General features: G+C 39.4%; 14 protein-coding genes. 7 read left to right on the top strand and 7 right to left on the bottom strand.

What is annotated here, in order from left to right:
• Positions 1-26: 26 nt before the first annotated feature.
• The 5 genes from ACFG4S_RS25850 to ACFG4S_RS25830 all read right to left on the bottom strand — a co-directional run bounded on the left by ACFG4S_RS25850 (position 27) and on the right by ACFG4S_RS25830 (position 6502).
• A complete protein-coding gene (locus tag ACFG4S_RS25850; RefSeq protein WP_392531793.1) occupies positions 27-1151 on the bottom strand; it encodes a flotillin domain-containing protein in 1125 nt (374 codons plus the stop codon).
• A 57-nt stretch (positions 1152-1208) separates the two neighbouring features.
• Complete coding sequence (locus ACFG4S_RS25845; RefSeq protein ID WP_392531792.1) at positions 1209-1976, bottom strand: SPFH domain-containing protein; 768 nt, start codon at positions 1974-1976, stop codon at positions 1209-1211.
• A 20-nt stretch (positions 1977-1996) separates the two neighbouring features.
• On the bottom strand, positions 1997-2629 hold the full coding sequence (locus ACFG4S_RS25840) for a DUF1449 domain-containing protein (protein WP_392531791.1): 633 nt from the start codon (positions 2627-2629) through the stop codon (positions 1997-1999).
• Between the two features lie 633 nt (positions 2630-3262).
• Positions 3263-5458, bottom strand: coding sequence for a transglycosylase SLT domain-containing protein (locus ACFG4S_RS25835; RefSeq protein WP_392531790.1), 2196 nt, complete (start codon positions 5456-5458; stop codon positions 3263-3265).
• A gap of 462 nt (positions 5459-5920) precedes the next feature.
• The gene (locus tag ACFG4S_RS25830) at positions 5921-6502 is read right to left on the bottom strand and encodes a hypothetical protein (protein ID WP_392531789.1); all 582 of its coding nucleotides are present in this window, start codon (positions 6500-6502) and stop codon (positions 5921-5923) included.
• Between the two features lie 454 nt (positions 6503-6956).
• Between ACFG4S_RS25830 and ACFG4S_RS25825 the strand changes: the two genes are divergently transcribed.
• A complete protein-coding gene (locus tag ACFG4S_RS25825; protein WP_392531788.1) occupies positions 6957-7877 on the top strand; it encodes a lysylphosphatidylglycerol synthase domain-containing protein in 921 nt (306 codons plus the stop codon).
• Positions 7878-7924: 47 nt separating this feature from the next.
• Here the strand turns inward: ACFG4S_RS25825 and ACFG4S_RS25820 are convergent, their stop codons facing one another.
• Positions 7925-9241 carry a hypothetical protein gene (locus tag ACFG4S_RS25820; protein WP_392531787.1) on the bottom strand — a complete coding sequence of 439 codons (1317 nt, stop codon included), beginning with the start codon at positions 9239-9241 and terminating at the stop codon, positions 7925-7927.
• 1337 nt (positions 9242-10578) lie between these two features.
• Positions 10579-10725: a hypothetical protein gene (locus ACFG4S_RS25815; protein WP_392531786.1), complete on the bottom strand. Its 147-nt coding sequence runs from the start codon at positions 10723-10725 to the stop codon at positions 10579-10581.
• 205 nt (positions 10726-10930) lie between these two features.
• On the opposite strand from ACFG4S_RS25815, the gene ndhL reads away from it, so the two are divergent.
• The 6 genes from ndhL to ACFG4S_RS25785 all read left to right on the top strand — a co-directional run bounded on the left by ndhL (position 10931) and on the right by ACFG4S_RS25785 (position 15534).
• On the top strand, positions 10931-11143 hold the full coding sequence (gene ndhL, locus ACFG4S_RS25810) for an NAD(P)H-quinone oxidoreductase subunit L (RefSeq protein WP_392531785.1): 213 nt from the start codon (positions 10931-10933) through the stop codon (positions 11141-11143).
• Between the two features lie 24 nt (positions 11144-11167).
• On the top strand, positions 11168-11479 hold the full coding sequence (locus tag ACFG4S_RS25805) for a DUF3007 family protein (protein ID WP_392531784.1): 312 nt from the start codon (positions 11168-11170) through the stop codon (positions 11477-11479).
• Between the two features lie 86 nt (positions 11480-11565).
• Positions 11566-12393, top strand: coding sequence for a tryptophan synthase subunit alpha (trpA, locus tag ACFG4S_RS25800; RefSeq protein ID WP_392531783.1), 828 nt, complete (start codon positions 11566-11568; stop codon positions 12391-12393).
• A 232-nt stretch (positions 12394-12625) separates the two neighbouring features.
• On the top strand, positions 12626-13282 hold the full coding sequence (locus ACFG4S_RS25795) for a heterocyst differentiation related protein (protein WP_392531782.1): 657 nt from the start codon (positions 12626-12628) through the stop codon (positions 13280-13282).
• A gap of 384 nt (positions 13283-13666) precedes the next feature.
• Positions 13667-14368 carry a DUF6391 domain-containing protein gene (locus ACFG4S_RS25790; RefSeq protein WP_392531781.1) on the top strand — a complete coding sequence of 234 codons (702 nt, stop codon included), beginning with the start codon at positions 13667-13669 and terminating at the stop codon, positions 14366-14368.
• A gap of 167 nt (positions 14369-14535) precedes the next feature.
• Positions 14536-15534, top strand: a complete 999-nt coding sequence (locus ACFG4S_RS25785) for a glycosyltransferase (protein WP_392536081.1) — start codon at positions 14536-14538, stop codon at positions 15532-15534.
• The last annotated feature ends 211 nt before the right edge of the window (positions 15535-15745 follow it).

The following is a 15745-nucleotide window of genomic DNA, read 5'->3' as shown; positions in this document are numbered from 1 at the left end:
ATTACAAAACTGAATTACGAATTATTTTAATCAGCTTCCGTGTTGTTTTCCCTGACAGTTGGTGTTGCGGGATTTTCTAAGGTAACCTGGTTTGATGTGCCAGTTATTACTTGATTTTTACCACGTACTAACTGATTGATTTGACCAATTAGTTCACCTAATTTGCCTTCGTCAAGTAAGGTATTGATTAAGGAAAGTCCGCTGGTGGATAGTAGCAATTTGTTAATGTCCTGACTGCTGTTAGTGCCGTTGGCGCCAGGGAATGAATAAATACGAGTGTCTCCTAAAACTCCTGGTTGCGGTGCTAAGGCAGCAACAATTTCTGGTAGTTTCTCGGCTAATTCTGGCCAAATAGTTGTGATAATTTTGGCAGTGAGATTGGCGTTACTAATGGAATTTTCGGCGGTAATTTTTGCTTGAATACCTTCGGCTTCGGCTAAAACTTGATCGCGGTTAGCGGCTGCTAGGGTGCGAATTGCTTGTGCTTCTAATTCTGCTGCTTCTTGGGCAATTTCTGCTTGACGACGGCGGCGATAGGCATCAATTTCGACAACGTTGCGATCGCCAATACTCCGTTCTTGGGCTTCTCGTTCGGCGGCAATGGTTGATAGGCGTTTGTTGCGTTCGGCTTTTTCGACTTCACTAGCTGTCTTTACTGATTCTTCGGCTTTGGCTTGTTCTGCTTGTGCCACAAAGCTTTCGCGTTTTTTATTGGCAATGGCGATCGCTACATCTTCTTGAGCTAGTTTTGCTAGTCGTTCTGACTCAGCTATCTGCACCTGGGCTTGGAGCTTTCCTGATTCTACACTTTGTTGGCGGGCAATCTCTGCTAGTTCAGATTCTTGTTTTTGCAGTGATTGTGCTACCTTTAGCTGTTTATTGCCTTCTTCTAGAGAAATATCAGCTTCAATTTGGCTTTGTTGCACCGATAACTTTTTGCGGATTTCTTCTTCTTCAACTGATTTCTCCTGCAAAATTTTAGTTCGGCGTACTGTTGCAGCTTCACGATCTTTGGATTCTTGAATTTCCCGTTCTCGCTGGGCTTTTAGTGCTTCTACTTGAAATTTTTGCTCTAGTGTAGCACTTTCTTGCTCTTGGGCAATTTGTAGCGATCGCTTTTGAGCATCCAGTTCTTTTTGCTCAATTGTCACTTGCGTTAATAACTCAACTTCCCGTTTTTGTTGAATGGAACGCTGAATAATTTCTGTTCACAAACGCACACCTTGAGCATCAAAAAAGTTATCGGGATCGTAAGTTACACTTTCTAAGATTTCGGAAATGGCAATATTATTTAAAGTTAATCCGACTTTTTTTAAATCTGTTCCTACTAAGTTCAGAACTTCTTGAGCAAACCCCAATTTGTCAGAATCAATTTCGGCGATATCTTTAGTTTTAGCTGCCGCTCTAATGGCATCATCTGCTCTTTTTTCTAAAGCATTTTTGATATCTTCTGGAGTAATTCTGGTGCCATTTTGAGATAGTCTAGCGGCTGCTGTCAACACATCTTCTTCTGAAGCATTAATGCATACATAAAAAGTTACTCTGATATCGGCTCGTAAGTAATCTTTAGTCCGGACTGCAAGTTTACCAGTACGTTCCACATCAATGGAAATTTCTCGCAGAGGTACCCGTGTCAGCTGATGAAATCCTGGTAGAATAATGCAACCACCATAAAGAATCACCGCTTTCTTTTTAATAAAAAGACCCCCAGTCCTGACGAAAGCTTCGTTGTTGGGTGTCACTACATAAACCCGTGTATAAGCAAATAAGCTAAGTAATAGTAATAAAACTAAGGCAGCAATAACTACTGGAAATACTAATCCACTGTTGAGTTGAGCAAAATTAGGCATAATTTTTACTGGTAGTGTTTGATCGATTAACGTTATTTGCTTTTGTTGTGGTTGCAATTGAATTTTTGGAACTTCAGTTATTTTTACACTTGGTAAAGACTGGATAAAAGTCAACCAAAAAAGCATATTTTTACCTCTCCATTAGTTTAATTTATACGGGATGAATTACTTAACCATTGTTCTTGATCGGGACTATCTTTGGCAATAACTACGTAAATTTGTGCTTTTTGTTCAATGATTAAAACTCTTTCTCCACGTTGTGGTGCAATAGTTGCCCAGCCTGCTAAAACAACACTAACTGTCAAAAGATTACGTTTTGCATCCAGTACATCTACTTGTCCAATTCTGCCCTGATTTTCCCTAGGAATATAAGCAGATGTGACAATCCCAACGCAACCTATTAAGCGATCGCTACTCACATCTTCGCCAAACTCTGCAAATATTTTACCAATTGGTCGAGCAATTAGTCCTCCCAATAACAAGCTAATAATCAGTGAGCCAAATAATATAATACTGGCGATAAAACTACCAATATTATTATTTGAATCTCCACCAACCCAAACATTCAACATCCAACCTAAAACGCCCCACAAACTCAAATCTGTTGCCAGTAACAATATCAATGGAGCTTTTCCAATCCCAGCCCATCCCAGGAATTGCCCAAAGCTGAATTCGTTATTGCTATCTGTATCTACATCTGCATCAACATCCACATCTACATCTACATCTACATCTACATCTGCATCAAAATCTTGCCCTCCGCCGCCGGAAATTATCATAAAAAAGAACAGCAAGACTCCCATCCCCAGAAAAATCCAATAGGGCAAGTTGTTTAGACTAAAAAGCATAATATTTCGTTAATGAGATGTGTCGGTAGTTTGGTAAAATATACTAAGCTTAAAACTGACTAGCGTACATTTCAGATAAAACATATGAATTAAGTGGCTTTAATACCGCACTTCAAGCATTGCTAAATTCTAATTTTTTATTTCATTATACTACAATGTTAATACATTTACTTACATTTTCATTTTATGAGTAGTTGCTTATAAAAAAAAGATGAGATTTTTTATCTGATAAAATAATATAATTCTTAAAGTTTTTCAAAAAAAACTAACCTAACTTTATACCAATTCAAAATCAAGAAAGCCTGATTTTATCTATTTTGCAGGTTTGTATCTGTCAGATTCTTTTTAAAATTGGTATAAATATAAAGCAATACGGTTCAGCTAAGGGCTACTGGCAAAAATTTTCGGTTTTAGAGACGTGATAAATCGCTGTCTATACAAGTGTTTTGGTCTTATCTGAACTGTATTGAAATATAAAGATGATTTTTGAAAAACCAAAAATAAAAAGGCAAAAGATTATTTTTTCTTTTGCCTTTTACCTTTTGACTTTTTTACTAGCCAATATCACTGTGTGGGCAGTTTTGGGTGTGTAGTTGAGTACTTTGCTACTATGCCAGAAATCTCAGGGTTGTAAAGTCTGAGATAATTCCAGTAATTTCCAAATACTTGACGCACATAATTTTTGGTTTCATCAAAAGGAATTTGTTCAACAAATTCATCTGGATCTTGCGTAGTTAGAGTTTGCAGCCATTTAGAAACATTGCCAGGTCCGGCATTGTAACTGGCGATCGCTAACAACGAGTTATTGTTGTATTGCTGATGGGTATGATCCAAATACCATGTACCCAGCATGATATTGTCGTTGGGATTTTCTAGGTTGATTGTTTTGATATCCAACTTGATTTGTGGGGCAATCCATTTAGCTGTACTTGGCAATAACTGCATTAAGCCAGTAGCATCGGCAACAGATTTGATTTTTGGCTGAAACCGTGACTCTTGACGGATTAAGGCAGTAACCAACAGAGGATTAAGTTGACGCTCAGTAGACCACTTTTCAATCTCTCGGAGATAGGGAAATGGATAACGAGCTTGCCAATAGGTGATTTGTTTGCTCAAAGTTTGATATTGAGCAAGTTCTGCTGGTATTTCCCGGTCTTCCAATTTAGAAATTTTGTCAATTCCTAAGAGATTTTCTCCCCTTGCCAGCTGGATCAATCCTTCTGTAAATTGTTCTGCTACCGTTGGCTGAAGTTTATTCTGAAATTCTGTCTGCCATTGTAACCAAGCATCGCGGTCTTGACCCAACAGATACAATTCTTTGAAAGCATCAGAACCAGCCGGTGGTAATGGACGCTGGGGTGCGACAACTTCCGGTTTCATCAAGCGCACGTTGTCAAAGTTGCCGACATTCAACCCCAACATTGTTGCCGATCGCCATGCATAGTAAGAGTAGGGAAATTGGGTAATCACATATTGATAAGCAGTTTGAGATTCCTGCTGTTTTCCTAGTGAACCTGCCCATTTACCGACCCAAAAACCTGCTCTGGGAGCCAAAATACTGTTAGGGTTGTTAGTAACAATTGGTTCTGCCCATTGCCATGCACCTACGTAATCTTTGCCGTTGGCTTTATCTTGGGCGATTTTCCAGCGATACTCTGCGGCTTCGTCAGAATTGCCGTATTTGCCCAAGAGTAATTGCCACGCTGCGCTAGCTGACTTTTGATCCTTGATTCCTTGGAGAGTTTTGGCTTTTTGTACCAATGCAGTACTAGCTTGTTTAGGAAATTTACTAATTACCTGATCGAGATATGGTAGGCCGTCTTTAGGAGTTTTTGCCGTTTCTGCTAATCGCAGTAATGCATTTGCAGTTTCCTCAGTATTGGGAAATTGCTGCACCAGTTGTTTATAAGTGGCGATCGCTTTATCTTTATCTTTACCCCCGATCTGTATCCCTCGTGCAGTGCGGTAGAGGTTGCGCGATGTTTTGGGTGCTTTGGCATAAGCATCAGCCGCTTTCAAAGATTGATTATTTTCCCAATAGCTTGTACCAATGAGTTCCCAATCTTCGGGTTTGAGGTTAGGCTGTTTAACTAGCTGATCCAAAACCCCCACTATGCCTGGTTGATCGTAGGCATATTTTGCCAAAATCAGCTGTAATTTTGGCTGATTGGGATTTTCTTGTAAGCGTTTGTGGATAATTTCCCAAGTTAGAGGATTAGAAGGAAATTGAGCGATCGCAGTTTCCTGTTGCTTTGGTTGGGCAATTAGATATAGGGCTTTGACTGCGGCCGCTTCTTTGGGATAGAGTTTCAGTACGCTTTGCCTGAGATCCGAGGCTTTGCCGTCCTCGCCCAACATATCCTCTGCTTGGGCTTGTTTGAGCAAAATGTAAGGCGCGAGAACGGGATAGTCTTTCTCTAGTCCTTGGAGTAAAACTAGAGCTTTTTGCCCTTGGGTTCTTTCAATGTAATCACTCGCCAAAAGATAACGAGCGCGATTCCTGTCTGGCGATGGCGACTGTTGGGCGATCGCAGCTAGTTTTGCTGCCCGTTCTGGCAGAGATTGTGAGATCAATGGAAAGACTGCTGATTGAGCAATGTTAGCGTCAGATGTTTGCTGTGCTTGATTATTACTCAATTTAAGCCATTGTCCTAGAGATTTGCCAATCTCTGGTGCTGATACCATTGCCCCAGCTGAAAAGGCAAACAGTGCTGCACCCACAATTATCGAAATTTGCTTTTTCTGTAGTTTCTTCAGCATGAATACTCGCTGAAAATTTCCGATGAATTTCCTGAAACTCTAGCACTCCTAACCATCAGTGTTACCAGTTTTTAATTTTAGATTTTTAATTTTATGTAGAAAAATACTAATCTTCAACCATACATACGATTGACAGTACTATTTAGCGCCTGTTATGTACCGATTGCTTTAACTGTCTGAAATTTTATGTATTTATTCGGAATATTACGCAAAAAGTTACATTTTGTTACAGTGATTCCTCAATTTTCTTACCGATCGAGCGATCGAGTTAATGGGTTTCTCCCTGCGGACAGGGTAATTTGGGGATTATTTCCATCACAAATTTTTACCCAAGTTGAACATCTGGAATTTTAGTATTAAAAACAGCAAATAAACGCAGATAAATTATCTGCGTTTATTTGTGGTTTTAAATCTTTCTAAATCAGATTTTTAACACCAATTTAAGGACTAATTTAAGCTAGCCTATTTTAATGTGTCTTTAAGACTTTCGGCAGCATCATCAGCTGTTTGCTGAATATTGCTTTTAGCATTTTCAGCTCCACGCTCAAGATTTTTTGTAGCATCTTGAGTATTACCCTTGAGATTTTCAAGTCCGCGCTGAGTTCCCTTAACTAAGCCTTCGCGCAAGTCTTCAGCAGAACTACCAATATCTTCACCGAGGTTTTTTACTCTTTCACCAAGTGGTGTACCTTGTTGGATATTTCGGACATATTGCTCTCTAGAGTCAACACTCTTTTCCTCAATGTTCTTTTTAGCATTTTTTACCAACGCCTCGGCTCTATCACTAGCAGCCTTTTCATCTAATCTTGCTCTAGGATCTACATCACTAAAGTTATTCATTCCACCAGCAGGAGAAGAAAGAGGATAATTTTTGGTGGAATCATATCGTTCTGCATTTGGTGCTTGGATACTAGATTGAGGTGGTTGTGCTGCTACTCCTGGGGCGCCACAAGCCTGTGCGAGAAACAGGAATATTCCTGCTAACAAAACAGTTAAAACTTTCAACGGACGAATATTTTCCAACCAAGTACCTAATTTTTTCATAGTTCTACTCCTTGCATTTTTGTGACTAAGTTAAACTTCAACAAAGATTGCAGTTGCAATCTATTTCAATTCTCAAGCAGAGTTAATATCTAGCTGGTGCAATATTGTTTTTCAATAATACTATCACTGCATTTACTTAATTCTCCTTACTAAACTATATATTTTTCAACCAGTTTATTGTGCTTGTTTTAGTTAGACATAATTTTCGATAACCTCTATTTAAGGATATGAATAATAAAATAAACTTTACCTCTAGCGCAGGCCACATTTTAATTAATACAAAAAGAATATTTTTATCTAACTCTAGAGAGATATAAGTTAATCCAATAGTATTTTTGTAAAAAATACTACATTAACCTTTCTGATAGTTGAAAATCTTTGGATATGTAGCTGATATATCATAAAATTTGAGGTATTTAGCCTTGGTTGATTTAACCGTTAAATTACTAATTTCATGAAACAATTTTTACGTTGGATAATTTTAGGCGGAACACTATTTTTTTTAGGAAAAGCCCTGAAGGATAATTGGATTGAAGTGACTAGTGTCCACATTGATGCGGTAGGATGGGCAATTATGGCGATCGCTACAAGCATCACTTTACTAGCACATACTTGGGCTGGCTGGATTTGGACTTGGATTTTGCAAGACTTAAATCAATCTGTGTCGTCTTCCCAATTCATCCAAGTTTACCTCAAAACTAATATTGCTAAGTATTTACCGGGTAATATTTGGCATTATTACGGGCGAATTCTCGCGGCCAAAAATGCCAATGTTTCTACCGGTGCAGCCACCTTAAGCGTTTTGCTAGAACCCCTACTTATGGCAGCGGCTGCTTTAATCATTATTATCCTATTCAGTAGCCAATTTGCACCAAATAATACCACTCCAGTTATACGAATCTTACAATTGCTGAGTTTAGCTGTGGTGCTTTGTGGAGTTCATCCCAGATTTTTAAACCCAGCCATTCGCTTTTTGTATAAACTCAAGGGAAAAAAATCTGATACTAATACTCAGCCCAGTGTCGCTTTAACTATTAAACGCTATCCCCTACGACCTTTATTAGGGGAATTGGGCTTTTTAATATTGCGTGGCATCGGTTTTATTTTAACTGTATTCGCCCTCAATTCAGGGAATTGGAGTCAAATTCCTTTATTGCTAGGGGCTTTTAGTTGCGCTTGGTTGCTGGGCTTAGTGATTCCAGGTGCGCCTGGTGGGTTAGGTGTGTTTGAAGCGACTGCATATGAACTTTTACGACACCAGTTTCCATCGGCCTTAGTTTTTAGTGCGATCGCCTTATATCGCCTCATTAGTATTCTCGCTGAAACTACTGGTGCTGCCTTGGCTTGGTTACACGAACGTTTGACTAAATTATGATTTTGAGTTACTGGATGTCCTCTAACAAATGCATTGTCAGGCGACACTCATTTTTTTCGGTCTACTTTCATCTGTGAAAACACATGATAACCATCTAGATTTAGTCGAGGATTAGTACTTTCTTCTTCTTTGATCTTAATCAAGTTGTATTCTACATTTTCTGCGTAAATTGCAAAGGTTATATTAAAAATTTCGATAAAATTGATTACCCATTTGCATTCTTCTTCTGGATATTTTTCATAATAACGAATTAGATGAGCAATCCGAATTTCTAAATGTCTGCGGGAATTTCTCGAAATCAAAATAATTTTTAAGAGTATAATTACCAATATTAAAGAATGACCTTGACCAAGTAATAAAATAAATAATGGCGAAGGCTCTTTACCTTCTATGGTCAAGGAATCAATGATTCGATTACAAATTCTCAATATCCATTCTTTAGTAATTATTTCTTGATTATAATCTGGCTTCCATAAAGATAAATTTTCTGCAAATTGCTGCCGCAGATTATTGAATAATTCTTGATTCTCTACAGAAAAAAATAGATATTTTTCTATGCTTTTTTTAAATTGCTCAAGTGTTTGATTTTCAGTTTGCTTGAGAAATATATTTGCAATATTCTCATGGCTAAACACACCTCTTTTTAAGACAATAGCTTTTATCAAACGAAGAACATCATCTCCTAAAATACTCGGATTATTATAGCGTGTGGTGCTTGAGTTACCAGATTGAGAACGAGCAATATACATTGCAAGTTCAAACTTAAATTTGTCTTTTATCTGTGCAGAAAGGTTTCTATAAGCCTCTTGTTGCTCTTGAGAATTATTTTCATTAATAGATTGATCTACTAATAAATAGGAACTATAGCGATTAGCCCAATGAACTTTATATGAAGCATCATATTTAGCAGCAAATAATTTCAAATCTTTGTAGTCTTTGCTGTTAACAAAATTTTCTAGCCAGCTTTTGCAAATTTTTATAACTGGGGAACTATTAGTATTTATCCTCAGATTTTCATTACCGAATAAATTAACTAATTCTTCAATATATTTGTTGTTTCTGCTACTTCCCCAGTTATTAACGATGATATAGCAAGACCGTTTTAGTGTATTACGAAACTCTTCTTCGTTATCATCTAAAAAAATACTATATATTCCAGGTATATAATTAGAATTATCTAAATCAAGACCTTCTAAAAATAAATCTTTGAATTCCCGTAAAACGTCATCTGGTTGCAACTTTTTGACAATTTCCTGCAAGAAGCTATAGACCTTCTCTTGTACAATTTGCACATTTAACTGTGTAGAATTAGACTTAGCAGAATGCTGATCTTCTTGACTAATTGATAAACTATTAGCGGCCATTCCAGTTTTCAGGATAACAAGGTTTCCTGTTTATATTGTTACCAGCTTAACCTTGCTGAATAGTCACATCAATATATTGTTGAGCAATTCAGTAATCTTTTTACATAAGTTTGATAAAATCGCAGTACTTTATGAAGTATTAAACATAAATTATCTAATAATTTATAAACATAAATTATCTAATAATTTATGAAATAATTCAGTCAAATTACTTAGTTTTGAAAATCAAAGCTACTAATACACCAACTAACTCTACTTGTCTTTGAGACTCACGGCAAGCTTTTACTTAAATTCCGTGAACAAAAGGCAAGTTTATTATTTAATCAAGCTCGGCAAGCAATTCATAACCAATCCAAACAATAGGGCTTTCAGCATCCGTGAGATCTGGATACAAGTGTAATTTATTTCCCATAAAGCCACCTCTCCTGATTTCAACGCCTAGACCCTTGCTATGACCTATACTTGCTTAGACACGACTTCACCAGCACCAAAGCTTACGACAGAGGTGGTAAATTCCGAATGTACCCCCAAAACCCAGCCTTAATCGATTACCTATTGGATTATTGCCAACCATCACTGTAAAACTCAGAGAACATTAAGGGAAACCGTGTTGAGTGCTTGCAACGAAAAACCGAAATTATTAGAGCGTAAAAAAATCTTTGTACGAGTCGTATCAATATTACTCGATATCATCAGCAAATTTGATGACGCTCTTGGTGAGCTTGGGGACGAGAAATAAAACAGTTCTCAAAACAGGCGATCGTCAAATTTATACTAAACTTCTACAACTTTAATTCCAGACTAAAATTTCGGAACCATATCTTGCCCAATTCCGGAAAATCTGACGCAAAAAAGTGTGTGACTTAAAGTAAAAGCTTGCCATTGTGGCAAACAATTCTTTTAAGTCACAGTCACAATTGTAAATTGCGAATTGTTTAATGGGGGTGGAGGGACTTGAACCCACACGACCTTTTACGGTCAACGGATTTTCATTCTCCCGCAGTTTTCACTGCTACTTGATAGCAATAGCCATCTTAAGTTTTGAGAATTGGACTCTCCCTTTACCCTCGACTTTACGTTAGGGTAGCTCCCGTCGGGTCTCTGCACCTTCCGAATTTTTAGGAGTTATGAGTTAGGAGTTATGAGTTTTTACTTTACTCACGACTCATGACTCACTACTTGCTTCGGCTTGGCTCAGGATTGCCATGTCTGTTAGCAGATTTAGGTTTCCCTGAGTTTGAGAGCTTCCACTTGAGAGATTTCTCTTTCAAGGCTCAATTATTTAAGTCCGTAGCGTCTACCATTCCGCCACACCCCCGCAGGTGCTTGGCAACTATTTACTTTCTAGAGGTAGGAAATACCTCCTCATCTATTCCACCATCAATTGTGTCTTTTGTCCAACTAGATTGAAAATATTTTTTCAGATTGGGCGATCGCTTTCCAGATTTGCAACTCTTTTTTGCTTTTTCGTCATCAATTTGCATAAACATTTTCATTCTGTCCGGGCAATAGCACTTATTTGCTGGTCGGCTCATTATCATAGCATCATATACCTAAAATATGTCAATAGGTCGCAGGAGGAATGCTTCTCCGGGATGGGGGACTTATGTTGAAAGCATTATGATTCTACTTCCCTGAGTTTGACTCTTCAGCCTATGATGGGAAATAGATGCTTAAGACTTGAAAGTTATGATTGTCGCCCTGCTGTATCTGAGTTTAGCTGGAGCTTACCTTGTGGTAATCCCGATCGCTGTCTTGTTCTACCTCAAGCAGCGTTGGTATGTAGTTAGCTCCATTGAGCGTGTGTTTATGTACTTTTTGGTTTTCTTCTTCTTCCCAGGTTTGTTGGTTCTATCGCCGTTTGTAAATATTCGACCCCGGCCACGACAAATTCAAGTTTAACGAAATTGGTAGGTCATAACTCTCATGCGACGGATTGACGCTATTGGAATTGGCTTAGGTGTTTTTATTGCCGGCGGCTTGGCGTATATAGGATTGCAGCTAGTTGGCTTGGATAATCAGCAAGCTGGTATATGGAGCCAAGTCTTACTAGTAGGCGGGTTATTTGGCTGGTTAGCTACCTATTTTTTCCGCGCGGTGGGACAAAAAATGACCTACCACCAACAGCGCGAACAGTATGAGCAAGACTTTCTGCAAAAGCGCTTGGAAGAACTAACTCCCGAAGAACTAGCACGAATTCAAGCCGAAATAGAACAAGAAGAGCAATCTCAGGTATAAAGTAATCATTGGTCGTTTGTCATTTGTAACTTGCCTAAAACTAATAACTAATGACCATTGACCATTAACTCTTAACACTTGAGTACATGACTGCTATTTCTGACTGCTTTGAGACCCTTAGGCACAATCGTGAGTGCGCTTTAATTCCGTTTATCACTGCTGGCGATCCAGACTTAGAAACAACAGCAGCAGCGTTGCAAATTCTCGATCGCAATGGGGCAGATATTATTGAACTCGGCATACCCTACTCCGATCCTTTGGCGGATGGACCAGTTATTCAAGCTGCTGCTACCCGCGCTCTGCAAAGGGGAACGAAATTGGAACAGGTGCTGGAAATGTTGCAAGCAACTACTCCCAAACTGCGATCGCCCATTGTTCTGTTTACTTATTACAACCCCATTTTACACCGGGGGATTGAAAAATTTCTTGAGCAAATTGCTGCTGCTGGGGTTGCAGGATTGGTAATACCTGACTTGCCTTTAGAGGAAGCAGCAGGATTGCTCCAAGCAGCTAGTGAGATGGGAATTGACGTCATCTTGTTGATCGCTCCCACTAGTTCCGCTGAACGGATCGAAGCGATCGCTCGTTCTTCCCAAGGATTTATTTATTTAGTCAGCGTCACTGGGGTAACAGGAGTGCGAGCGCAACTGGAAAACCGCGTGTCCGATTTACTCAAACAAATTCGTAGTGTTACTGATAAACCCATCGCAGTCGGCTTTGGAATATCTGAAGCTGAACAAGCTCGTCAGGTAAGGGAATGGGGCGCAGATGGTGCGATCGTGGGTAGCGCTGTTGTCAAACGCTTGGCAGAAGGGACACCAGAGCAGGGACTAAATGCGATCGCTGAATTTTCTCAAAGTCTCAAGGCAGCCATCAAGACTGACAACACCAGCACAAATACTCCTCTTGATTAGAGTAGGAAAGTAGATTAAAAAAGTGTAACAGCGTAGTTTTTTTATCCTAAATTTAGTAGACAATTTGACTGATCTGGTCTTGAATATTAACATCAGATATCAGGATGTAAAAAAACTAGCTGATAGAGTACCTTATAGTCTGAGTATTATGTGAAGTGGGTAAAAATTATGAGTGTGAGAGTGAGTCGGTCACAAATGGTTATAGTCACGTCAGAGTTGAGAGGCAAAGGCGATGAGTGAGAGTATGGCATTTATCGGCGGAGTCGCTGTTGCTGGGCTGGCGGCTCTCGTATTACTCAAAGGGACAAATACCCCGCTACCAGCTAACTTTGCTGTTGCCCCCCAAATCCCAAGTACTGTAGTAGCACCAGGAATGCAGCAACCAATGCAATATCCCCCTGGGTATTATGGGCAACCAGTATATCCCAATCCCCAACCAGCCGCTCCTAATTCTGACCAACGGCTAGAGATGGAGAAATTGAATACACAAATGCAGCTTGAACGTTTAAAAAACGACAATGAACAGCTGAAGGCGCAAAACCAACAACTCCAGGGTCAAGTCCAAAATTTTAACGCTCAACAACAGCTGCTATTAGCCCAGAATAACCAACAAAAAGTCGCAGCATTGCAACCCCAAAATCCTTGGTGGTCTTCACCCATGCTCTGGGCAGTGGGAGGCGCAACTCTCACAATCGGCGGTGGTGTTGTCGTCGCTGGAGTATTGGCTTTGTTCTCACCACGGCAACGACCAAGCCGTACTGTACAAGTGATTCACCCTTACCAAGGATCTACACCGCCTTTGGTTCCGGTACGTCGGGCTGAGTTTCTCCCTGCTTCCCGTATGGAAACAAGACGAGTCGAAGCCCCAGAATACGACGAAATGCACTGATAGAGAAAATCAAACCATAGATCGACACAAACAGAAGTCAGGAGTTTCTGGCTTGCTTCAATGGCAACTTTGGAAAAACACAGATTAATCATCTGTGTTTACCATTGTGCATATCTGATTATAAATGAGCCGATCAAAATTCTGACTTAATGGAAAATAGGGAAGTGTGGCAACACAGTTCTCTCGTTTTTAACCTAGACCTTCATAGCCCCACACACTTAAACCCAGTAATTGGATAAGGTTTGACATTTACAAACCTGTTGACTTCATATCCAATTCCCAAATTCAACAATCATCAACAAAAATTAGCAACAATTCAGCGGTGTAAGCGTTACATTTGAAAGAAATGTATCTTGCTCCATATGCTTGGGGAGCAGTGTTCCAATGAATACTTCTGCTTCTTTTCAAGGTAGCTCGTTTCCCTTTGAATTGTTTAACTTTGATTGGACAATACCTTTATCGGGAGAAGCTGCAACTTCAGAATCCCACCCCTTAGACTTTCCGCAATCCACCCAAGATGCTGACTTACTTAGACAGCTATCATTTATTCCTGGGTTAAAAGAAATTTTAATGGTGCGCCAGGTTCATGCCCTAGAACATGCGACTGTTTGGGTTCTGAGCGAATCAAACAGAGCTTATACGAACACAAGAGAACCTAGTGAGGTTCAAGTAGATAACGAACTATTAGGCGGTTTGTCTACAGAGCAAGGCTTCTACCTCTATGGTGAAGTCAACATCAGTGATTTGCGGCGTGCAGTCACACTTGCCCGACATCGCCTTACCACTGGAGAATGGGATTTGGCTGTACATCCTCGTTGTGGCACAAATTTATCAGTAGCCATGCTTTTAACCGCTGGACTAGCTGTTGGTGTGCATTTATTGTTACCATTCCGACCAATTGAGCAACTGATAGGTTTGGGGTTAGCTGCGACCACAGCCGCTGAACTTGCACCTGATTTAGGTTCTATGGCTCAGCGTTACTTAACAACTGCCATTCCTTTTAACCTAGCAATTGAAAACATTATTCGTACACGTGACCTTTGGGGGCGTGAGGCACATTTTGTTAAAGTGGGCTGGCAAGAGTAGGTATGAGGGAGTGGAGGGGCGGAGGGGTAGAGGTGCAGAGGAGCAGAGGGGCGGAGGGGCGGAGGAGATAATAACTCCTAACTCCTAACTCAGCACGGGCTAAACGTCCCGCTATCCATGTACAGCATCAGAACTCAGCACTCCTAATGCCCAATTCTAAAAAAATTATGAGAAAACTTTACTTCTTACTTCCCGGTACAGATGGGAAATTTGCTTGTGGCGGTCTTTGGGCAGAGTTAAAAACAGTTAGTCTGGTTCAGCAGATTTGTAGTGCTGATGTTGTAACTTACCGTCAACGAGAAAAAGGTAAGCTTTTTATTGATGATTTGCTCCAAGAAAAAAATCTAAATGATGTTATTTTTGTCATTAATTGGGGATTTGATGTAGCTCAACTTGTTCCTAAACTTAAGCAATACAATGTGATTTACCATGCACATAGTGCAGGTTATCAATTTAAGTTGCCTGCAAGTATTCCGATTATTACTGTTAGCCGCTATACAATGGGATATTGGGGAGAAAAATCACCCAATTCTCTCATTTATTATTTGCCCAATCAAATTTCTGATGAGTTCCAAAATTTAGGTTTGGAACGAGATATTGATGTTTTAGTACAGGCTCGAAAATCTTCTGAGTATTTAATTAAAGAATTGATTCCAGCCCTGCAAAAACGTTGTAAGGTATTCGTTGTTGATTCATATATAGAAGATTTACCTGGACTATTTAACCGGGCTAAGGTTTATCTATATGATTCTGCGGAATACTGGGCACAAGAGCGTGTTAGTGAAGGATTTGGCTTACAACCAATGGAAGCCCTTGCTTGTGGATGTCAAGTATTTTCTAGTGTCAATGGTGGACTATCGGATTATTTAGATCCGGGATTTAATTCCTATAAAATTGCTGGATATTCACAGGAATATGATGTGCAACGTATTTTGAGAGTGCTTGATTCTTCAGTAGTATTTAGTTTATCTAAAGAGCTTTTAGCTGAGTATCGAACCGAAAATATTATTGAGCGTTTGCAAGTTATTTTAGATGAATTAAATGAGTTCTTTGACCACAAGATTCAGCAACCATCTAATATTAAGAGTTTGACAAAATTACGTATGGGTAAATTACTCGTTCAGAGGATATATACTAAGCTGAGAAAAAAATATGTTCTGGGGTGATTTCACTAACTTCTTGCATACATTTTAATAACTGTAGGTAGGCACTGTGACAAAGGTCAAAATCGGGGTTTTCGCTAGAGGTTAATAGTGCCCATTCCAATACTGCTCGGGTAAAGCATTTTTAACTCGGAATTGGGTTTGGGGAAAAGGTTAAAGGGTAAAGGTTAAAGGTTTTTTCTTTCCCCTTTTCCCCTTAACCGACAAGTATTGG

Source organism: Nostoc sp. C117 (assembly GCF_043099735.1).
In the GTDB taxonomy this organism is placed as follows: domain Bacteria; phylum Cyanobacteriota; class Cyanobacteriia; order Cyanobacteriales; family Nostocaceae; genus Nostoc.
Note: the sequence above shows the minus strand (reverse complement) of the source record. Positions and strands in the feature narration are given on the sequence as shown.